The organism is Sphingomonas sp. GC_Shp_6 (assembly GCF_026540835.1).
Taxonomy (GTDB): Bacteria; Pseudomonadota; Alphaproteobacteria; order Sphingomonadales; family Sphingomonadaceae; genus Sphingomonas.
In genome coordinates this window covers 135,696-155,840 of record NZ_JALNUO010000003.1, presented here as the reverse complement: position 1 = coordinate 155,840, position 20,145 = coordinate 135,696, and the positions used below count along the sequence as shown (strand labels likewise).

Annotated in this window: 21 protein-coding genes; 11 read left to right on the top strand and 10 right to left on the bottom strand. The window is 67.8% G+C overall.

Features of this window, described 5'->3' with window-relative positions; genetic code table 11:
• Window positions 1–4: 4 nt before the first annotated feature.
• Together ftsY and mtaB are read right to left on the bottom strand one after the other, a co-directional pair.
• Entirely contained in the window at window positions 5–934 is a 930-nt protein-coding gene (ftsY, locus tag OXQ95_RS05135; RefSeq protein ID WP_242095596.1) for a signal recognition particle-docking protein FtsY, read from the bottom strand.
• A complete protein-coding gene (gene mtaB / locus OXQ95_RS05130; RefSeq protein ID WP_267380340.1) occupies window positions 931–2,259 on the bottom strand; it encodes a tRNA (N(6)-L-threonylcarbamoyladenosine(37)-C(2))-methylthiotransferase MtaB in 1,329 nt (442 codons plus the stop codon). Before mtaB ends, ftsY begins: the two co-directional genes overlap by 4 nt.
• A gap of 185 nt (window positions 2,260–2,444) precedes the next feature.
• On the opposite strand from mtaB, the gene ffh reads away from it, so the two are divergent.
• The 4 genes from ffh to rimM all read left to right on the top strand — a co-directional run bounded on the left by ffh (window position 2,445) and on the right by rimM (window position 5,084).
• A complete protein-coding gene (gene ffh / locus OXQ95_RS05125) occupies window positions 2,445–3,941 on the top strand; it encodes a signal recognition particle protein (protein ID WP_242095598.1) in 1,497 nt (498 codons plus the stop codon).
• Window positions 3,942–3,985: 44 nt separating this feature from the next.
• On the top strand, window positions 3,986–4,402 hold the full coding sequence (rpsP, locus tag OXQ95_RS05120) for a 30S ribosomal protein S16 (protein ID WP_242095599.1): 417 nt from the start codon (window positions 3,986–3,988) through the stop codon (window positions 4,400–4,402).
• A 75-nt stretch (window positions 4,403–4,477) separates the two neighbouring features.
• On the top strand, window positions 4,478–4,612 hold the full coding sequence (locus OXQ95_RS05115) for a hypothetical protein (RefSeq protein WP_267380337.1): 135 nt from the start codon (window positions 4,478–4,480) through the stop codon (window positions 4,610–4,612).
• Window positions 4,590–5,084: a ribosome maturation factor RimM gene (gene rimM / locus OXQ95_RS05110; RefSeq protein ID WP_267380335.1), complete on the top strand. Its 495-nt coding sequence runs from the start codon at window positions 4,590–4,592 to the stop codon at window positions 5,082–5,084. The genes OXQ95_RS05115 and rimM overlap by 23 nt, the downstream gene beginning before the upstream one ends.
• 7 nt (window positions 5,085–5,091) lie before the next feature.
• Here the strand turns inward: rimM and OXQ95_RS05105 are convergent, their stop codons facing one another.
• Entirely contained in the window at window positions 5,092–5,997 is a 906-nt protein-coding gene (locus OXQ95_RS05105; RefSeq protein ID WP_267380334.1) for an NAD(P)/FAD-dependent oxidoreductase, read from the bottom strand.
• 72 nt (window positions 5,998–6,069) lie between these two features.
• Between OXQ95_RS05105 and trmD the strand changes: the two genes are divergently transcribed.
• Window positions 6,070–6,801, top strand: a complete 732-nt coding sequence (gene trmD, locus OXQ95_RS05100; protein WP_242095602.1) for a tRNA (guanosine(37)-N1)-methyltransferase TrmD — start codon at window positions 6,070–6,072, stop codon at window positions 6,799–6,801.
• Window positions 6,798–7,190 (top strand): 50S ribosomal protein L19, encoded by a 393-nt coding sequence (rplS, locus tag OXQ95_RS05095; protein WP_242095603.1) that lies wholly within the window; start codon window positions 6,798–6,800, stop codon window positions 7,188–7,190. Before trmD ends, rplS begins: the two co-directional genes overlap by 4 nt.
• A 171-nt stretch (window positions 7,191–7,361) precedes the next feature.
• On the opposite strand, the gene OXQ95_RS05090 is transcribed toward rplS, so the two are convergent.
• The 5 genes from OXQ95_RS05090 to OXQ95_RS05070 all read right to left on the bottom strand — a co-directional run bounded on the left by OXQ95_RS05090 (window position 7,362) and on the right by OXQ95_RS05070 (window position 12,885).
• On the bottom strand, window positions 7,362–8,009 hold the full coding sequence (locus OXQ95_RS05090) for a peptidylprolyl isomerase (RefSeq protein WP_267380331.1): 648 nt from the start codon (window positions 8,007–8,009) through the stop codon (window positions 7,362–7,364).
• A 38-nt stretch (window positions 8,010–8,047) separates the two neighbouring features.
• Window positions 8,048–10,072, bottom strand: coding sequence for an RNA polymerase sigma factor RpoD (gene rpoD, locus OXQ95_RS05085; protein WP_242095605.1), 2,025 nt, complete (start codon window positions 10,070–10,072; stop codon window positions 8,048–8,050).
• A complete protein-coding gene (gene dnaG, locus OXQ95_RS05080) occupies window positions 10,072–11,934 on the bottom strand; it encodes a DNA primase (RefSeq protein WP_267380330.1) in 1,863 nt (620 codons plus the stop codon). Before dnaG ends, rpoD begins: the two co-directional genes overlap by 1 nt.
• Window positions 11,931–12,308, bottom strand: coding sequence for a GIY-YIG nuclease family protein (locus tag OXQ95_RS05075; protein ID WP_267380328.1), 378 nt, complete (start codon window positions 12,306–12,308; stop codon window positions 11,931–11,933). Before OXQ95_RS05075 ends, dnaG begins: the two co-directional genes overlap by 4 nt.
• Before the next feature lie 124 nt (window positions 12,309–12,432).
• Window positions 12,433–12,885, bottom strand: a complete 453-nt coding sequence (locus OXQ95_RS05070) for a GatB/YqeY domain-containing protein (protein ID WP_242095608.1) — start codon at window positions 12,883–12,885, stop codon at window positions 12,433–12,435.
• 153 nt (window positions 12,886–13,038) lie between these two features.
• On the opposite strand from OXQ95_RS05070, the gene carA reads away from it, so the two are divergent.
• The 5 genes from carA to OXQ95_RS05045 all read left to right on the top strand — a co-directional run bounded on the left by carA (window position 13,039) and on the right by OXQ95_RS05045 (window position 19,247).
• Window positions 13,039–14,295: a glutamine-hydrolyzing carbamoyl-phosphate synthase small subunit gene (carA, locus tag OXQ95_RS05065; RefSeq protein ID WP_267380325.1), complete on the top strand. Its 1,257-nt coding sequence runs from the start codon at window positions 13,039–13,041 to the stop codon at window positions 14,293–14,295.
• Window positions 14,292–14,720, top strand: coding sequence for a hypothetical protein (locus OXQ95_RS05060; protein ID WP_267380323.1), 429 nt, complete (start codon window positions 14,292–14,294; stop codon window positions 14,718–14,720). The genes carA and OXQ95_RS05060 overlap by 4 nt, the downstream gene beginning before the upstream one ends.
• Entirely contained in the window at window positions 14,720–18,052 is a 3,333-nt protein-coding gene (gene carB / locus OXQ95_RS05055; protein ID WP_267380321.1) for a carbamoyl-phosphate synthase large subunit, read from the top strand. Before OXQ95_RS05060 ends, carB begins: the two co-directional genes overlap by 1 nt.
• A 74-nt stretch (window positions 18,053–18,126) precedes the next feature.
• Window positions 18,127–18,603, top strand: coding sequence for a transcription elongation factor GreA (gene greA / locus OXQ95_RS05050; RefSeq protein ID WP_242095612.1), 477 nt, complete (start codon window positions 18,127–18,129; stop codon window positions 18,601–18,603).
• Between the two features lie 2 nt (window positions 18,604–18,605).
• A complete protein-coding gene (locus tag OXQ95_RS05045; protein WP_267380320.1) occupies window positions 18,606–19,247 on the top strand; it encodes a rhomboid family intramembrane serine protease in 642 nt (213 codons plus the stop codon).
• A gap of 171 nt (window positions 19,248–19,418) precedes the next feature.
• Here OXQ95_RS05045 and OXQ95_RS05040 read toward each other — a convergent pair whose 3' ends face one another.
• Window positions 19,419–19,646, bottom strand: coding sequence for a DUF4170 domain-containing protein (locus tag OXQ95_RS05040; RefSeq protein ID WP_242095614.1), 228 nt, complete (start codon window positions 19,644–19,646; stop codon window positions 19,419–19,421).
• Window positions 19,647–19,715: 69 nt separating this feature from the next.
• Window positions 19,716–20,144 (bottom strand): hypothetical protein, encoded by a 429-nt coding sequence (locus OXQ95_RS05035; protein ID WP_242095615.1) that lies wholly within the window; start codon window positions 20,142–20,144, stop codon window positions 19,716–19,718.
• Window position 20,145: the final 1 nt, after the last annotated feature.

Genomic DNA, 20,145 nt, shown 5'->3' with positions numbered 1-20,145 from the left:
GCGCTCACTTTCGTACGCTATCCACGCCGGCGATGATCCGGCTGACCTCGTTGGCGTCGAAGGGGCGCAGGTCGCCCATGCCCTCGCCCACCCCGATCGCGTGGATGGGCAGGCCGTAACGCTCGGCCGCGGCAACCAGCACGCCGCCGCGCGCGGTGCCGTCCAGCTTCGTCATGACGAGACCCGTCACGCCCGCCACCTCCTTGAACACCGCGATCTGCTGGAGCGCGTTTTGCCCAGTGGTGGCGTCGAGCACGAGGACGACGTCGTGCGGCGAGGCGGGGTTGATCCGGCCGAGCACGCGGCGGATTTTCGCCAGCTCGTCCATCAGCTCGCGCTTGTTCTGCAACCGCCCGGCGGTGTCGACGATCAGCACGTCGATCCCGGTCTCGGTGGCCTTCTTCACCGCATCCCACACGACGCCCGCCGCATCGCCGCCCTCCGGTCCGGTGACGATCGGCACGCCCACCCGGTCCGCCCAGGTGCGCAACTGTCCGATCGCGGCCGCGCGGAACGTGTCGCCGGCGGCCAGCATCACGCCGTAATCCTGCTCCATCAATACGTGCGCGAGCTTGGCGATCGTCGTCGTCTTGCCCGAGCCGTTAACGCCGATCACGAGGATCACCTGCGGCCGCGGAAAGGCGTCGATCTCGATCGGGCGCGCGACCTTGGCGAGCGTCTTCTCGACCTCTTCCGCCACGACGAGGCGGATGCCCAGTTCCTCCATGTCGCGTTCGAAACTGCCCTCGGCGAGGCGGCCGCGGATATGGCCCGCGGTTTCGGGGCCGAGGTCGGAGGCGATCAGCGCTTCCTCGATATCGTCCAGCGTCGCGGTATCGAGCCGCCCGGTGCCCAGACCCGCGAGATTGCCGATCAGCCGATCGGAGGTGCGGCGGAAACCGCCCAGCAGCTTGTCGTGCCAGCTGTTGCTCATAGGGACATGCCTTGCAGTTCGGAGTCGGTGGCGGCGGTGATGCGGACGCGGGCGATCGTGCCGGGGGCTGGGGCTCGGGCGGCGCCCGGGACATATCTTTCGACAGGCTCGGGACGAACGGGGGAGGTGATGGTCCCGGTTCGTGCTGAGCCTGTCGAAGCACCTGCGGCGGAAAGCCGTACCTCTGCGAAGTTCGCGGCGTGGCCGGCATCGCCGCGGCGTTCGATCAGCACCGCCTGCACCGTCCCCACCAGATCCCGCAACCACGCCGCCTTGCGCTCCGCCGCCGCCGCCCGGAGCGTTGCGGCACGGGCGCGGCGGAGCGCGGGCTCCACCTGCGGCATGCGCGCGGCCGGCGTGTGGTCGCGCGGCGAATAGGGGAAGATGTGCGCATGGACGATGTCGGCGTCGGCGATCAGCGCCAGCGTGTCCGCCGCCATCGCCGCGTCCTCGGTGGGGAAGCCGGCAATCAGGTCGGCGCCGATCGCGATCTCCGCGCGCGCCGCCTTCAGCCGTGCGACGGTGTCGATCGCCTGCCGCCGCGAATGGCGGCGCTTCATCCGCTTGAGGATCAGGTCGCTGCCCGATTGGAACGAGAGGTGCAGGTGCGGCATGATCCGCGGCTCCTGCGTGACGAGCGCGAACAGCCGGTCGTCGATCTCGATCGAGTCGAGCGAGGATAGCCGCAGCCTGGGCAAAGCGGGCACGTCGGTCAGGATGCGCTCCACCAGCGCGCCGAGATCGGCGGCATCGGCGGCAGCATAGCTGGTGAGATCGACGCCGGTCAGCACGATCTCGCGGTGCCCGGCCGCCGCCAGCGCGGCGATCCGCGCGACCACGATCGCGGCGGGCACCGACCGGCTGGGGCCGCGGCCGAAGGGAATGGCGCAGAAGGTGCAGCGATGGTCGCAGCCATTCTGCACCTCGACGAAGGCGCGGGCATGGCCGGCGAAGCTGGCGGCGAGATGCGGCGCGGTCTCGCGCACCCGCATGATGTCGCCGACGACGACGGCGTCCGGCGCGCGCCAGGCGGCGGGTGACAGCTTCTCGCCATTGCCGATCACGCGGTCGACCTCCGCCATGCGGGCGAAGCCGGCCGGATCGATCTGTGCGGCGCAGCCCGTCACCACGAGTTCGGCGGCGGGTCGTGCGCGGCGCGCGCGGCGGATCGCGGCGCGCGTGGCCTTCACCGCCTCGTTCGTCACCGCGCAACTGTTGACGACGATCAGGTCGCGGCCGTTCACCAGCGCGCGGATCGTCTCGCTCTCGGCGATGTTGAGGCGGCAGCCGAGCGTGACGATCTCGGGCTCGGTGGCGGCAGGCATGGCGCGCGATCTAGGGCGCGAGGGGCGCCAAGTCCATGTTCTTGCGTTTTGGGGCGATCGGGCGTAGGGCCGGTCCACGTTTCGTTCGCGAGGCGCGGAGGTAGAGCGTCTGCGGGCGCACGCTGGCCGGCGAGGTTTCGCCCGCCGGCGCTTTTGCGTTTGGCGGCAAGAGGGTTTGGATTGGCATGTTCGAAAGTCTGAGCGATCGGCTGGGCGGCGTCTTCGACCGTCTTCGCGGCCGTGGTGCGCTGACCGAAGCCGATGTGCGCGGCGCCATGCGCGAGGTGCGCGTCGCCTTGCTCGAGGCCGACGTCGCGCTGCCAGTCGCCCGAAAGTTCGTCGACGACGTGACCGAACAGGCGGTCGGCCACAATGTGCTGCGCTCGATCACGCCGGGCCAGCAGGTCGTCAAGATCGTCAACGACGCGCTGGTCGCGATGCTGGGCGCGGACGAATCCGACCTCGCGCTCGACGTGACGCCGCCTGCCGTCGTGATGATGGTCGGGCTTCAGGGCTCGGGCAAGACGACCACGACCGCCAAGATCGCGAAGCGGCTGACGGGTCGCGACCGCAAGAAGGTGCTGATGGCGTCGCTCGACGTCAATCGCCCCAACGCGCAGGAGCAGCTCGCGACGCTCGGCACGCAGGTCGATGTGGCGACGCTGCCGATCATCGCCGGGCAGCAGCCGGTCGAGATCGCGCGCCGCGCGCTCCAGGCGGCCAAGCTGCAGGGCTATGACGTCCTGATGCTTGATACCGCGGGGCGCCTGCACGTCGATCAGGCGCTGATGGACGAGATGAAGGCGGTGGCAGAGGTGGCCAAACCCGCCGAGATCCTGCTAGTGGTCGATTCGCTAACCGGCCAGGACGCGGTGAACGTCGCGCAGAACTTCTCCGATCAGGTGCCGCTCACCGGCATCGTGCTGACGCGGATGGACGGCGATGCCCGCGGCGGTGCGGCGCTCTCGATGCGCGCGGTGACGGGCAAGCCGATCAAGTTCGCAGGCACGGGCGAGAAGCTCGACGCGCTGGAGGCGTTCCATCCGGAACGAGTCGCCGGGCGCATCCTGGGCATGGGCGACGTCGTCAGCCTCGTCGAGCGCGCGGCGGAGTCGATCCAGCAGGAAGACGCCGAGCGGATGGCCGCGAAGATGGCGAAGGGTCAGTTCGACCTGGACGATCTTCGCGGGCAGCTCGCGCAGATGCGCCGGATGGGCGGGCTCGGCGCGCTGGCGGGCATGATGCCCGGCATGAAGAAGGCGCAAGGGGCGCTCGCGACCGCGGGCGGCGACAAGCTGCTGATCCATATGGACGCGATGATTACGTCGATGACCCAGAAGGAGCGCAGCAAGCCCGAGCTTATCAACGCCAAACGCAAGATCCGCATCGCCAAAGGCAGCGGCACGACCGTGCAGGACGTGAACAAGCTGCTCAAGATGCATCAGGAAATGGCCACCGCCATGAAGAAGCTCAAGAAGATGGGCGGCCTGAAGGGCATGATGGCGATGCTGGGCAAGGGCGGCATGGGGGGCGGCATGGCCGGCCTCGGCAACGCGCTCGGCGGCCCGGGCCTCGGCGATATGCTCGGCAAGGCGGGCGGCGGCCTGCCGGGGCTGGGCGGGGGGCAGGGCGGCATGCCGCAACTGCCGCCCGGTTTCGACAATTTCATGAAGAAGAAGTGATCCGGCTCGCCGGTTCGTAAAAGCGAAGAAGAAGGAAGAATAACATGGCAATCAGCATCCGGCTGTCGCGTGGCGGCTCCAAGAAGCGTCCCTATTACCGCATCGTCGTGGCCGATGCGCGGTCGCCGCGCGACGGCAAGTTCATCGAGAAGATCGGCAACTACAACCCGCTTCTCGCCAAGGACAACGAGCAGCGCGTGCAGCTCGACGCCGAGCGCGCGAAATACTGGCTGTCGAACGGCGCGCAGCCGACCGACCGCGTGGCGCGCTTCCTCGACGTGGCCGGCGTGCGCGAGCGTGCGGCCCGCCAGAACCCCAACAAGGGCAAGCCTGGTGAGAAGGCGACCGAGCGCGCCGAGGAGCGGGCCGAGAAGCTGAAGGCGCAGGAAGACGCCGCTGCCGCCGCCGCGGCGACGCCCGCCGCCGAGGCCGAGCAGCCCGCCGACGCGGCTGCCGAGTAAACAGGCGCCGAGTAACAGGCATCGAACATCGGCCGTCATGCGTTTCCTTCCTCCCTCTCGTGAAGGAGACACAGCATGACGGCCGAACCCGATCCGAGAACCGCAGCGGACGACGATGACGACATCACGAACCGGGGCGTCTCCGCCGAAGATCCCGCCGAGGGATCCGACACCGAACCCGCCCCCGATGGCGGCTCCCCCGCCGGCTGATCGCGTGGCCGATCGCAGCGTCGTGCTCGCCGTGGTGATCGGCGCGCACGGCATTGCGGGCGAGGTGCGGTTGAAGGTGTTCACCGACGACCTCGCCGCCTATCGGCTGTTCAACGACGGCACGCTCACGCTGAAATCGGCGCGCGCGGGCAGCAACGGTACGATCGCGCGCATCGCCGAGGTGACCGACCGCAACGCCGCCGAGGCGCTGCGCGGCACCGAACTCCGCGTGCCCCGCAGCGCGCTGCCGCCGCTCGACGACGGCGAATATTACCATGCCGACCTGATCGGTCTGCCCTGCACGGTCGACGGCCGAACGATCGGCCGCTCGGTCGCGGTCGAGAATTATGGCGCGGGCGATCTGCTCGAGATCGAACGCGAGGGCGGCGCCCGGTTTCTCGTGCCCGTCGCCGCGGCGGTGACGATCGGCCCCGAAGCGCTCGCGATCGATCCGCTGTTCGTCGAGAGCTGAGCGGCCATCAGCGCCAGAGCGGCCGGCGTTCGGCGAGCAGGTTGCGGATGGTGGTGGCGGCCACGCCCGCCTCGCCCATGGCGTGGCTGATCTGGTCCAGCCCCTTCACCACGTCGCCGGCGGCGAACAGGCCTGGGATCGACGTCCGCTGGTGGTCGTCCACCTCCAGGCAGCCCTCGCCATTGTGCCGCGCGCCTGCCGCGACAGCCAGTTCGGAGCGGATGTCGGAGCCGAGCGCGGGATAGACGCTGTCGAACGTCATCGGGCCGGCGGCGGTCTCGATCGCCAGCCGGTCGCCGTCGATGGCGAGTCGCTCGCACGGGCCATCGACATGGACGATGCCCGCTTCGTCGAGCTTGGCCTCGCAGCTCGCGTCCAGGTCGTGCGCGGCGCCCGGTGCGATCAGCGTCACGTCGCGCGTATAGCCGCGCAGGAACAGCGCCTCGCGCATGCCATGCGCGCCGGTGCCGATCACGCCCACGCGCTTGTCGGTCACCTCGTAACCGTCGCAGATCGGGCAGTAGCGGATCAGCCCGCGCGCCAGCGCCGCATCGTGGAGCGCGTCGTCCATCCGCGGCCGCCGGTTCACCACGCCGGTGGCGATCAGCACGGTGCGTGCGTTCAGCGTGCGATCACCGATGCCGACCGCGAAGCCGTCATCTGCGACTTCCAGCCGGTCGACCGTCGCCGCCTCATGATCGACGCCGTAGCGCGCCGCCTGCGCACGCATCCGCTCCAGCAGGTCGGTGCCGGAGATGCCGTCGGGAAAGCCGGCATGGTTGCGCGTGCAGGGGATCAGCGCGGCGCGGCTGTCCCCTGAGTCGATCAGCCGCACACGGAGATGGAAGCGCGCGAGATAGATCGCTGCGGTCTGGCCGGCGGGGCCGCCACCGATGATGATGCAATCGTCCATGACGACGAAGCGCGGAGCGCGGGGAAGGGTTCCGCTTGCGCGCGCGTGGGCGGGGTGGTCTGGCATGCGGCCATGACCTTCGCCGCCACCGTCCTCACCCTCTATCCCGACATGTTTCCGGGCCCCTTGGGCCAGTCGCTCGCCGGGCGCGCGCTGGGGGAGGGGCGCTGGTCGCTCGATCCGGTCAACATCCGCGATTACGCGACCGACCGGCACCGCTCGGTGGACGACACGCCCGCGGGCGGCGGCGCGGGCATGGTGCTGCGCGCCGATGTGGTGGCCGCCGCGATCGACGCGCAGGCGCCCGGCCGCCCCGTGCTGGCGATGACGCCGCGCGGGCACCCGCTGACGCAGGCGCGCGTCCGGGCGCTGGCGGCGGGGCCGGGCGTCACGCTGCTGTGCGGCCGATTCGAGGGGTTCGACCAGCGGTTGTTCGAGGCGCGCGCCATCGAAGAGGTGTCGATCGGCGACTATGTGTTGTCGGGCGGCGAGATGGCCGCGCTCGTCCTGCTCGATGCTTGCATCCGGCTGCTTCCCGGGGTAATGGGCGCGGCTTCCAGCGGGGACGAGGAAAGCTTCGAAAGCGGCCTCCTCGAATATCCGCATTATACCCGACCGCAGATGTGGGAAGGGCGCACGATCCCCGAAGTGCTGCGATCGGGGGATCATGCGAGGATCGCGGCATGGCGCAAGGCCATGGCCGAGACCGATACACGGCTAAGGCGGCCGGACCTTTGGGAGCGCCACGAGGGCGTTCGGGTCCAGCCGCCCTCTGGCGCGCGGCGAACGAAGGACGAGACATGAATCTGATCCAGACGCTCGAAGCCGAGCAGATCGCCAAGTTCCTCGAAGGCAAGACGATCCCCGATTTCCGCCCCGGCGATACGCTGAAGGTCGGCGTGAAGGTCGTCGAAGGCGAGCGCACCCGCGTCCAGAATTACGAGGGCGTGTGCATCGCGCGCTCGAACAAGGGCATGGGCAGCAACTTCACCGTGCGCAAGATCAGCTTCGGCGAGGGTGTCGAGCGCGTTTTCCCGCTCTATTCGCCCAACGTCGATTCTATCGAAGTGGTTCGCAAGGGTGCGGTGCGTCGCGCCAAGCTCTATTATCTGCGTGGCCGCACCGGCAAGTCGGCACGTATCGCCGAGCGCCGCGACACGCGCCCTGCCAAGGGCGTCGCCGCCGCGGAGTGATCCCGGTCGCATGACGGAACGAAGGGCGCGGAGGCGATGGTCTCCGCGCCCTTTTTTCGTGCCGTTCTCCGGCGAAGGCCGGGGCCCAGGGAACGCGTCTGGTGACGGGCAGCCCGCGTTGTTGCCAAGGCCTTCCCAACTGGGCCCCGGCCTTCGCCGGGGTACTGTGTGTTACCGGATGCCCTTGAGCAGCAGCCACACCTTGGGGCCGCCCGTGGGCCTGGCGACGCCGTCCAGCCGCACCGCGCGCACGATGGTTACGGGGCGGAGGATCATCTGACCCTTGAACTCGTCCATGCCGCCGCCGGTCGGCAGCGCGAGGATGCGCTTCACGACGGCCATGCCGTCCACCACATGCCCGAACGCGGCATAGCCGAGCGCGGGCGCGCGCGCGTCCATCGCGGGGGCGGGGCCGACGGTCAGCACGAAATTGCCGCCCGCCGAATCGGGCGAGGCGCCCCGCGCCATCGAGACGGTGGCGTCGAGATGGCGGATGCCCGTCTGCGTGGTCGATTCGAACGGGAAGGAGGGCAGGATGCGCTTGGCGTCGGTGCCGATCCCGCCCTGGATGAAGCCGGTGCGGGGATTGGCCTTGCCCCGCGTCGCGCGGTAGAAGAGCGTATCGTCCAGCCGCCCGTCATCGACATAGGCGAGGAAATTGGCGGTGGTGCGCGGCGCCCGTTTTGCGTCGAGCGCGAGGACGATCGGCCCCGCCGACGTGTCGAGCCGTACCCGGACGATCCCCGGCTGCGGCCGATTGGCGGGGGGTGCTGCGGCCACGCCGAGCAGCGCGAGCGTGAGTAAGAGGCGGCTGGTCATGGGTGAAACGGCCGGGGTGCGAACCCCGGCCGATGGCATCATTGATCGAGGAAGCTGCGCATCTTGCGGCTGCGCGACGGGTGCTTCAGCTTGCGCAGCGCCTTGGCCTCGATCTGGCGGATGCGCTCGCGCGTGACCGAGAATTGCTGGCCGACCTCTTCCAGCGTGTGATCGGTGTTCATCCCGATCCCGAAGCGCATGCGCAGCACGCGCTCCTCGCGCGGGGTGAGCGAGGCCAGCACGCGGGTGACGGTCTCCTTGAGGTTCGCCTGGATCGCGGCATCCACCGGGATGATCGCGTTCTTGTCCTCGATGAAGTCGCCCAGATGCGAATCCTCCTCGTCGCCGATCGGCGTCTCGAGGCTGATCGGCTCCTTGGCGATCTTCATCACCTTGCGGACCTTCTCGAGCGGCATCGAGAGGCGCTCCGCCATTTCCTCGGGCGTGGGCTCGCGGCCCTGCTCGTGGAGGAACTGGCGGCTGGTTCGGACCAGCTTGTTGATTGTCTCGATCATGTGCACCGGGATGCGGATCGTCCGCGCCTGATCCGCGATCGAGCGCGTGATCGCCTGGCGGATCCACCAGGTGGCATAGGTGCTGAACTTGTAGCCGCGGCGGTATTCGAACTTATCGACGGCCTTCATCAGGCCGATATTGCCCTCCTGGATCAGATCCAGGAACTGCAATCCGCGATTGGTGTATTTCTTGGCGATCGAGATGACGAGGCGCAGGTTCGCCTCGACCATCTCCTTCTTGGCGATCCGCGCCTCGCGCTCGCCCTTCTGGACCATGTTGACGATCCGGCGGAACTCGCCGAGCGCCATGCCGGTCTGCTGCGCGATGTCGGCGATCTCGCCCCGGATCCGGTCGACGGCGTCGCCCTCGGCGGTGGCGAAGGCGGTCCATTTCTTGTCGAGCTTGCCGAGCCCCGCAATCCAATGCTCGTCCAGCTCGTGGCCGAGATAGCGATCGAGGAAATCCTTGCGGTTCACCTTGTGGCGTTCGGCCAGGCGCAGCATCTGCCCGCCGAGCGCGGTCAGGCGGCGGTTATAGGCATAGAGCTGATCGACCAGATACTCGATCTTGGCGTTGTGGAATTGCACGCTCTCCACCTCGGCCGTCAGCTCTTCGCGCAGCTTGTGATATTTGCGCTCGTCGGCAGCGGACAGTTCACCGCCCGCCGCCATGGCGTCGAGCCGACTCTGCTGCACCTTGGAGAATTTCTTGTAGAGCGCGGTGATGCTCGCGAACCGCTCGAGCGCGATCGGCTTCAGCTGCTCTTCCATCTGAGCGAGGCTCAGGGTGTTGTCCTCCTCCTCGTCGTCGGAGGCACGCGGCGTGCGGCGCTCGCCATCCTCGTCCTCATCCACCGACGGCTCTTCGGGCTCGGCCTCTTCCTTGAACGACGGGCCGGCGTTCTTCTCGGAAATTTCGCCGTCGCCTTCCTCGTCCTCGGCCAGCGCGTCGGGGGCGGGATCCTTGGACAGCATCGCATCGAGATCCATGATCTCGCGCAGCTGCATCGTGCCTTCGTTCAGCGCGGTCGACCAGTCGATGATCGCGTTGAAGGTGATCGGCGATTCGCACAGGCCGAGGATCATCGTGTCGCGGCCGGCCTCGATCCGCTTGGCGATCGCGATCTCGCCCTCGCGGCTGAGCAGCTCGACCGCGCCCATCTCGCGCAGGTACATCCGGACGGGATCGTCGGTGCGATCGACCGTCTCTTTCTTCTTTTCCGGCACAGGGCCGGTATCGGCCTCGGCATCGACCGATTCGACCTCTTCCTCGTCGTCCTTCTGCGGCTCGGCATCGCCATCCTCGCCGGCATCCTCGTTCTCGACGATGTTGATGCCCATCTCGTTCAGCGCGGACATCACGTCCTCGAGCTGATCCGAGGTCATCTGGTCCTGCGGCAGGCCTTCGTTCAGCTGCTCATAGGTGATGTAGCCGCGCTTCTTGGCACGCGCGATCAGCTTCTTGATCGAAGCGTCGTTCATGTCGATCAGCGGGGCATCGCCCGTCTCGTTCGTCTCGGCGGTATCCGCCGCAATCGCCTTCGCCATCAATCGCCCTCGGTGCCCAACGCTCGGGCGTCTTCGTTCGCTTGCACGAGATTTGCAAGCCGCACGTCCAACGCCTGTTTTTCCATCACCAATGCCACTTGCCGTTCGAACGCTTCGGTCGTGAACCGCGACTGCATCTGCGCGGTCGCATCCTCCAGCGCCGCATCCACTTCGGGGCGCGCCACCAAAATGGCGATCGCCTCGTCGAGATCGGCCTGGATGCGAACCGGATCGGCCGACTTCTGCGTGAACGAATAGGGCATCGTATCGGCTCTCAACAAATCAGTAGCGACCGTATCGAAACCGGATCTGGCCAATATGGTGAGCAGCCGCCCGCTATCAAGCGCCCGATCTTCGAGCGCCACGTCGACCACGGCCTCGAACAGCCGCCCGAGCGCGCCGTCCGCCAGCCGCAGCGAGCCCAGCACCTCCATGTGCCGCGCGATCTCGGCGGGATGGCGGATCAGGCCCGCCAGCACCGCTTTGGCCAGCACGCGGTCGATCCCCGCCGTACGGAATGCCTTGGCATCGGCCGTGACGGGGGCGAGCGGCGGTTTCCATCCGCCCTTCGGCCGCTCGCCGCGGGGCACGAAGGGCGCGCGCTTGGGGGCGAACTGCGCGTAGCAGCGGCGCTTGAACTCGGCCTGATATTCCTGCCGCACCGACGGATCGGCGATCGTGGCGGCCAGCTCGTCGAGCCGTCGCCGTAATCCCGCGCGCTGCTCGGGCGTGTCGAGCGCTTCGGCCTGAAGCTCGCTCGCCCACAGCCGCTCGACCAGCGGCTCGGTCGCGCGGAGCAGCGCCTCGAACGCGGCGGGCCCGCGGGCGCGGATCAGGTCGTCGGGATCCTGTCCCTGTGGCAGTGTGGCGAAGGCGAGGCTGCGCCCCGGCGCCAGCATCGGCAGCGCGCGGTGCGCCGCTCTCAACGCGGCCTTCTGCCCCGCGCTGTCCCCGTCGAGGCAGAGGATCGGCACGTCCACCAGCCGCCACAGCCGCTCCAGTTGCGCCTCCGTCAGCGCGGTGCCGAGCGGGGCCACGGCTTCGGGAAAGCCGCCCTGCGCCAACGCGATGACGTCCATATAGCCCTCGACCACCAGCACGCGCCCGGCCTTGCGCACGGCGGGGGCGGCGCGATCGAGATTGTAGAGCGTGCGCCCCTTGTCGAAGAGCGGGGTGTCGGGCGAGTTCAGATATTTCGGCTCGCCGCCGTCCAGCACGCGCCCCCCGAACGCGATGGTGCGCCCGCGCGGATCGCGGATCGGGATCATCAGCCGGCCGCGGAACCGATCGTACGGCTCCTTGCCGTCCACCTGGATCAGCAGCCCGGCCTCGACCAGCATCGGGTCGCCATACTCCTTCAGCGCCGCGCGCAGCTTGCCGCGGCTGTCGGGCGAAAAGCCCATGCCGAACGCGCGCGCCGTCTCGGCCGAGATCCCGCGCCGGTCGAGCAGCGCGCGCGCCTCGGTGCCGGCGATCCCGCCCAGCTGCTCGGCGAACCACGAGGCCGCATCGCCGCACGCCTCGTGCAGCCCCTTGGCGCGTTCCGCCTTCTGCGCGGCGCGCGGGTCCATCGCGGGCATGTCGAGTCCGGCCGCCTGCGCCAGCTCCTTCACCGCATCCATGAACGGCAGCCCGCGCTGATCGGTCATCCACCGGATCGCATCCCCATGCGCCGAGCAGCCGAAGCAGTGATAGAAGCCCTTGTCGTCGTTGACGTAGAAGCTGGGCGTCTTCTCGTTGTGGAACGGGCAACATCCGCGATGCTCGCGCCCGGCCTTGGTGAGCTTGACCGACTTGCCGATCAGCGCGGTGAGCGAGGTGCGCGCGCGCAGTTCGTCGAGAAATTGGGGGGTGAGGGTCATGCTACAAAGTCTTCGCGTTCGCCCGATCCCGACGGCGGTGGATAGCTGGCCTGTCCCACGCCGTTCGTTTCGAGCGCAGTCGAGAAACCCCTCTCCCTGGGAGGGCGGGCGAGATGGGACAGCATCGACCAATTGCCCGCGATCAACGCTTCCTTCTTGCCGCGCGACCAGCCGCCGACGATCCGCTCGGCCTCCAGCGCTTCGAGCCGGGAGCCAAAATACTCGCTCCATACCAGCACGACCGGTCGCCGTGTGGACGTGAACGCGCAGCATCCGCCGGCCTGGTGCTGGCCGATACGCCGCTCGAGATTGTCGGTGTGCCCGGTATAGTAGCGACCGTCCGAACAGCGCAGCATATACGTCCAGAAGGTCATGGCGGACCCTAACCTTCGCCGCGTGCGCCGTCGAGCCGCCGCGTGCCGTGGAGCCGGTTTCTCGACTTCGCTCGAAACGAACGGAGGGGTGCGGACGTGGGCTCGCTCCCGCGTTCGCCCCGCCTTACCCCAACGCCGCCTTCACCAGCCCGCTCGCCTTGCTCATGTCCAGCACGCTCGCATGCCGCGCCTTCAGCTCGGCCATCACGCGGCCCATGTCCTTCATGCCCGCGGCACCCAGATCGGCCTTGATCGTCTCGATCGCGGCGCGCGTCTCATCGTCGCTCAGCGTTTTCGGGAGAAAGCGTTCGATCACCGCCACCTCCTTCGCCTCGGCCTCGGCGAGTTCGGGACGGTCGCCTTTCACATACATGTCGATCGATTCGCGGCGCTGCTTCACCATCTTCTGCAGCACCTCGACGATCAGCGCGTCGTCGTCGGTGGGCGCCTTGCCGGTGCGCGCCTCGATGTCGCGATTCTTGATCGCGGCCTGGATCAGGCTGACCGCGCCGCGGGTGTCCTTGTCGCCGGCTTTCATGGCGGCCAGTTGCGCGGCCTTGATGTCGTCGCGAATCATGATGTCGGCTTTCGTGTTGTTCGCCCGTGCGTTCCGGGATCGGCGAGGATCATAGACGAGGGTGGCCCGGTTTAACAGATTGACGCTGCCGACCTGCGGCCTTAGCGGCTGCGGCTTAGCGACATCGACAGCCAAGAGAGTGCCCGCCTGACCATGGCCGACGCCACGCCGACACCCGTGCCCGCCACGCCCCAGCCCGAGGGCGCGACCGGCGTTCTCGTCCTCGCGAGCGGCGAGGTGGTGTGGGGGCGCGGCTTCGGCGCGGAAGGGCAGGCGGTGGGCGAAGTGTGCTTCCACACCGCGATGACGGGCTATCAGGAGATCATGACCGATCCGTCGTTCGCCGGGCAGGTCATCACCTTCACCTTCCCGCATATCGGCAATGTCGGCGCGAACCCCGACGATGTGGAGGCCGACGCCCCCCACGCGCTCGGCATGATCGTGCGCGAGGACGTGACCGCGCCCTCCTCGTTCCGCGCGGTCGAGCGGCTGGACGGCTGGATGAAGCGCCATGCGCGGATCGGCCTGTCGGGCATCGACACGCGCGCGCTCACCCGGCGGATCCGGGGCGGCGGCGCCCCCAACGGCGTGATCGCGCATTCGGCGGCGGGATCGTTCGACATCCCCTTCCTGCTGAACATGGCGCAGGCCTGGCCGGGGCTGGAGGGCATGGACCTGGCCAGGGAGGTGTCGACCGAGACGCATTATGGCTGGGATGGCGGGGTGTGGCGGCTGGGCTTCGGTTATGGCGAGGGTGTCTCGACTGCGCTCGACACGAACGGACATGATGGTGGGCAATCCACTTCCCTTCCGTTCGCTTCGAGCGAAGTCGAGAAGTCCGGCGTCGCCAAACCTCATGTCGTCGCGATCGATTACGGCTCCAAGCGCAACATCTTCCGCAACCTGGCGCTTGCCGGCGCGCGCGTGACGGTGGTGCCAGCGACCGCGAGCTTCGATCAGGTCATGGCGTTCGCACCCGACGGCATCTTCCTGTCGAACGGCCCCGGCGATCCCGCCGCGACCGGCGAATATGCCGTCCCCGTCATCCGCCAGTTGCTGGAGACGGGCAAGCCGCTGTTCGGCATCTGCCTCGGCCACCAGTTGCTCGGCCTTGCGGTCGGCGCGCGCACGACCAAGATGTTCCAGGGGCACCGCGGCGCCAACCACCCGGTCAAGCGCCTGTCCGACGGCGCGGTCGAGATCACCAGCATGAACCACGGCTTCGCGGTCGAGCGCGACTCGCTGCCGGCGAACGTGCGCGAGACCCATGTGTCGCTGTTCGACGGGAGCAATGCGGGGCTGGAGCTGACGGATCGTCCGGCGTTCAGCGTGCAATATCACCCGGAGGCCAGCCCGGGGCCGCAGGATAGTCTGTATCTGTTCGAGCGGTTTGTGGGGATGCTGGGGTGAAAAACTGGCGCGCTGCCTTCGCGATTTTAGGCTGCGTAGCATTAGTTATCGTGCTGACACCCATCGGCATGGGTTTTGCGTTGGGAGCAGCACTGGCTTTGGGAGCGAAGCGCAACGTTTATGAACGAGTCAAATCGCCAGATGGATGGCACGAAGCACGTGTTCAGTTTGACGACGGCGGAGCGCTTAGCGGCTTCGAACGTCTTGTTTGGTTAAAGCATTCCTGGAATGTTAGCGACGAACCGCTGTTAAGTTGCATGGCATTCTGGGCTGATGGCGAAGCTAAGGTTGACTTGGCTTGGCAAGACAGTTCGACACTTATCGTTACTCATCACGTCGCGCCCAAGAACATTCGCGAAATTGGCTCTCATTGCGGCCCCATTCGCATAATCGCCCGCGCGGCGCAGCCATTTGAGAATTTCTAATGCCCAAACGCACCGACATCTCCTCCATCCTCGTCATCGGCGCAGGACCCATCGTCATCGGGCAGGCGTGCGAGTTCGATTATTCGGGCACGCAGGCGATCAAGGCGTTGAAGGAGGAGGGCTATCGCATCGTCCTCGTCAACTCCAACCCCGCCACGATCATGACCGATCCCGAGCTGGCCGACGCGACCTATGTCGAGCCGATCACGCCCGAGGTCGTCGCCGCGATCATCGCGAAGGAGCGGCCGGATGCGGTGCTGCCGACGATGGGCGGGCAGACCGCGCTCAACACCGCGCTCGCGCTGTTCCGCGACGGCACGCTGGAGAAATACGGCGTCCAGATGATCGGCGCCGATGCCGACGCGATCGACATGGCGGAGGATCGCCTGAAGTTCCGCGACGCGATGGACCGGATCGGGCTCGAAAGCGCGCGCTCGGCGATCGCGCATACCGTGGAGGAGGCGCTCGCGGGCCTGGAGGTCACCGGGCTGCCCTCGATCATCCGCCCGAGCTTCACCATGGGCGGGTCGGGTGGCGGCATCGCGTACAACCGCGAGGAGTTCGTCGAGATCGTCCGGCGCGGGCTCGATCTGTCGCCGACCACCGAGGTGCTGATCGAGGAATCGCTGCTCGGCTGGAAGGAATATGAGATGGAGGTGGTCCGCGACCGTGCGGACAACGCCATCATCATCTGCTCGATCGAGAATATCGATCCGATGGGCGTCCACACCGGCGATTCGATCACCGTCGCGCCGGCGCTGACGCTGACCGACAAGGAATATCAGATCATGCGCAACGCATCGATCGCGGTCTTGCGCGAAATCGGTGTGGAGACGGGCGGCTCGAACGTCCAGTTCGCGGTGAAACCGCAGGACGGGCGGCTGGTCGTCATCGAGATGAACCCGCGCGTCTCGCGCTCCTCGGCGCTGGCGTCCAAGGCGACGGGCTTTCCGATCGCCAAGGTCGCGGCCAAGCTGGCGGTCGGCTACACGCTCGACGAGATCGAGAACGACATCACCGGTGCCACGCCCGCCAGCTTCGAGCCGACGATCGATTACGTCGTCACCAAGATCCCGCGCTTCGCGTTCGAGAAGTTCAAGGGGGCGTCGCCCAATCTGGGCACCGCGATGAAGTCAGTCGGCGAGGTGATGGCGATCGGCCGCAACATCCACGAATCGCTGCAAAAGGCGTTGCGCGGGCTGGAGACGGGGCTGTCGGGCTTCAACCAGGTCGATGCGCTCGTAGGCGCGCCGCGCGCGGAGATCGAGGCGGCGCTCGCTCGCGCCACGCCCGATCGGCTGCTGGTGGCGGCGCAAGCGTTGCGCGAGGGCTTCACCGTCGCCGAGATCAACCGTATCGCGAAATACGATCCCTGGTTTCTCGAACGCATCGCCGAGATCGTCGAGGCCGAGGCGGTGGTGTGCCGTGAGGGCCTGCCGATCGAAGCCGCCGGCTTGCGGCGTCTCAAGTCGATGGGGTTTAGCGACAAGCGGCTCGCCTATCTCGCGTTGAAATCGGCCAATCTGCGCGGCAACGCCCGCGGGATCGCGCGTGGGTCCGGGCTGATCCACGACGCGGTGGTCGCGATGACCGGCGGCGTGACCGAGGCCGAGGTGCGCGCGTTGCGCCACCGGCTGGGCGTGCGCCCCGTCTTCAAGCGGATCGACACCTGCGCCGCCGAGTTCGACGCGAAGACGCCCTATATGTACTCGACCTACGAGGCGCCGAGCTTCGGCGAGCCCGAGAATGAGAGCATGCCGACCGACCGCAAGAAGGTCGTGATCCTGGGCGGCGGGCCGAACCGGATCGGGCAGGGCATCGAATTCGACTATTGCTGCTGCCACGCCTGTTTCGCGCTCGCGGACGCGGGCTACGAGACGATCATGGTCAACTGCAACCCGGAGACGGTGAGCACCGATTACGACACGTCCGACCGGCTCTATTTCGAACCGCTGACCGCCGAGGACGTGCTCGAGATCCTGCATGTCGAGCAGCAGGCGGGAACGCTGGCGGGCGTGATCGTGCAGTTCGGCGGCCAGACACCGCTCAACCTGGCGCGCGCGCTCGAGGCTGCGGGGATCCCGATCCTCGGCACCAGCCCGGATGCGATCGATCTGGCGGAGGATCGCGAGCGGTTCGCGGCCTTGGTCAACAAGCTGGGCCTTCGCCAGCCCGCGAACGGCCTGGCGCGCAGCCGCGACGAGGCGATCGCCGCGGCCGAGCGCATCGGCTATCCGGTGTTGATGCGCCCGAGCTATGTGCTGGGCGGCCGGGCGATGGAGATCGTCGACGGCCCGGCGCAGCTCGATGATTACATCGCTACCGCGGTGCAGGTGTCGGGCGAATCGCCCGTGCTGATCGACCAGTATCTGCGCGACGCGACCGAGGTGGACGTGGATGCGATCAGCGACGGCACCGATGTGGTCGTCGCCGGCATCCTCCAGCATATCGAGGAGGCGGGCGTCCATTCGGGCGACAGCGCCTGTTCGATCCCGCCCTATTCGCTGTCGGCGGAGATCGTCGCCGAGATCGAGCGGCAGACGGTGGCGCTGGCGCATGCGCTGTCGGTGGTCGGGCTGATGAACATCCAGTTCGCGGTGAAGGACGGGCTGGTCTATCTGATCGAGGTGAACCCGCGGGCCAGCCGCACGGTGCCCTTCGTCGCCAAGGCGATCGGCGCGCCCGTCGCCAAGATCGCCGCGCGGGTGATGGCGGGCGAGAAGCTCGCCGACCTGCCCGCGATCGACCGGCACATCGATTATTTCGCGGTGAAGGAGGCGGTGTTCCCCTTCGCCAAATTCCCCGGCGTCGATCCGGTTCTCTCACCCGAGATGAAGTCCACCGGCGAAGTGATGGGGATCGCGGACGATTTCACCACCGCCTTCGCCAAGGCACAGCTCGGCGCGGGCACCGTGCTGCCGACCGAGGGCGCCGTCTTCATCAGCGTGAAGGATGGCGACAAGCGCGGCATCCTCGGCGCGGCGGAGCAGTTGATCGGCGCCGGCTTCCGGATCGTCGCCACCGGCGGCACCGCGGATCACCTTGCGCGCGCGGGGCTGGCGGTCGAGCGGATCAACAAGGTGGCGCAAGGCCGACCGCACATCGTCGACCGGATCAAGGACGGCGGCATCGCGCTGATCGTCAACACCACCGAGGGCTGGCAGAGCCTGAAGGACTCGCAGCCGATCCGCGCCGCGGCGCTGTCGGGGCGCATTCCCTATTTCACCACCGCCTCCGCCAGCATCGAGGCGGCGCGCGCGATCGTGGAGTCCGGAACGCGCAGCCTTGAAGTCAGGCCGCTGCAATCCTATCATTCCCATTCGCACAAGTGATCCCGAAAAGCTGAATGCAGGGTGCGGGCGGGGCCGGATGGCTTCGCGCGGGGATGAAAGAATGGGGACGACCGATGGCGACCGTCGAAAAGATGCCGATGCTCCAGGAGGGCTACGAGAAGCTGAATGCCGATCTGAAACGGCTGAAGGCGGAACGCCCGACGATCGTCGACGCGATCGAGGAAGCGCGCGCGCATGGCGATCTGTCGGAAAACGCCGAATATCATGCCGCCAAGGAGCGTCAGGGCCAGATCGAGGCATCGATCTCCGACATCGAGGACAAGCTGAGCCGCGCCCAGATCATCGATCCGCGCGACCTGTCGGGCGACAAGGTGGTGTTCGGCGCCACGGTCACGTTGCTCGACGACGACGACAAGCCGGTTCGCTATCAGATCGTCGGCCAGACGGAGGCCGATGCGCGCACGGGCCGCATCTCGTACAATTCGCCGCTCGGCCGCGCGCTGATCGGGCGCCGGGTGGACGACGATGTCGAGGTGACGGTGCCGTCGGGCGATCGTTATTATCAGGTCGCCAAGATCGAATTCATCTGACCATGATGGCCGGCGCGCGCGCGACGGCGATCATCGCGATCGGCACGGCGATCGTCTCGGCGCTGATCCTTCTAACCGGGCGGTTGCCTTATGCCGCGGTCGAGGCCGGGTTCATCCCCGTGCGCGCGTCGGGCATGGTCGCGCACGCCTTTCTCGTGCCGTTGCTGCTGACGCCGCTGACGGCCACGCTCGTGCATGGCGGCATCGCGCATCTCGGCTTCAACCTCGTGATGCTGGTCTATTGCGGGCAGCAGGCCGAGCGCGCGACGGGGGCCACGGGGCTCGCGATCCTCTATGTCGTCGGCGCCTATGCGGCAGCCGCGGCGCAATATGCGTTCGATCCGTCGTCGCTGTCGCCGATGATCGGCGCGAGCGGGGCGATCTCGGCGGTCGTGGCAGCCTATGCGCTGCTGTACGGCGAGCGCCGCGCGCAGGCGATCGGGCCGATCCCGGGCGGCGTGGTTCATGTCGCGTGGCTTGCGGCGGCGTGGATCGGAATTCAGTTGCTCATCGGCTATGCAGGCTTCGGCGAAGGCGCCGGCACCGGCACCGGGCCGATCGCGATCGGCGCGCATATCGGCGGATTCGTCGCCGGACTGGCGCTGGCCCGGCCGCTGCTGCTCTGGCGCTACCGGCACGCCTGAGCGGGCGAGCCGGGCTAGACTAGGATGGCTTTCCGGCTCCGTTCGCCCCGAGCATGTCGAAGGACCTGGACCGAATGCTAGGATACGCCTGCGGAGAGCGTGCTTCGCCAAGCTCAGCACGAACGGACCTCGTCATCCGATCAAGCGGACGGCCGCCGGTCCAAAGCGCGGTTATGCCGCGCCGTCGAGCACGTCGGGCTGGAGTAGCCGGTGCAGGTGGACGAGCACATATTTCATCTCGGCATCGTCCACCGTGCGCTGTGCGGCACCGCGCCACGCCTTTTCGGCGCTAGCATAATCGGGGAACACCCCCACCACGTCGATCGACTTCAGATCGTTGAAGTCGAGCGTCTGCGGATCGCTGACGCGGCCGCCGAAGACGAGGTGGAGCTTGCTCATGATGCGGGGTTCCCGGACGCGGATGACGCCGGATCGCGTAGCGCGAGACGCGGCGCGATTGAACCCCCCTTAAGCGGCGGGCTTCTGCGTCGCGGCCTTCACCGCGGCGGCCCCGGCGCTCGACAGCGCCTTGGTCACGCCGTCGAACAGCCCACGCACCTGATCGCGCGCCGCATCCTTGCTGATGCCCGCTTCGGCCAGTTCGTTCTGGCCGGCCTCGCGGGCGGCCTGCGCCGCGGCCTTGGCGGTCGCGCCGATCCGCGCGCCCATCGGTGCGAGCAGTTCCTTCTCCCGGTCCGAGCGCGGCAGCAGCGCGCCGGCGAGCACGCCAACCGCCAGCCCGCCGACCAGGATGCCGATCGGATTGGCGTCGAGCCCGGCGGCGGTGCGCCGCGCGGTCTCGCCGGCGCGGTCGATCACGTCGGTCGCTACATCGCGGGCCTGGCTATAGCCTTCGCGAAGGCGGCTCTGGGTGTCGTCATGCGGCTTGTCGGTCATG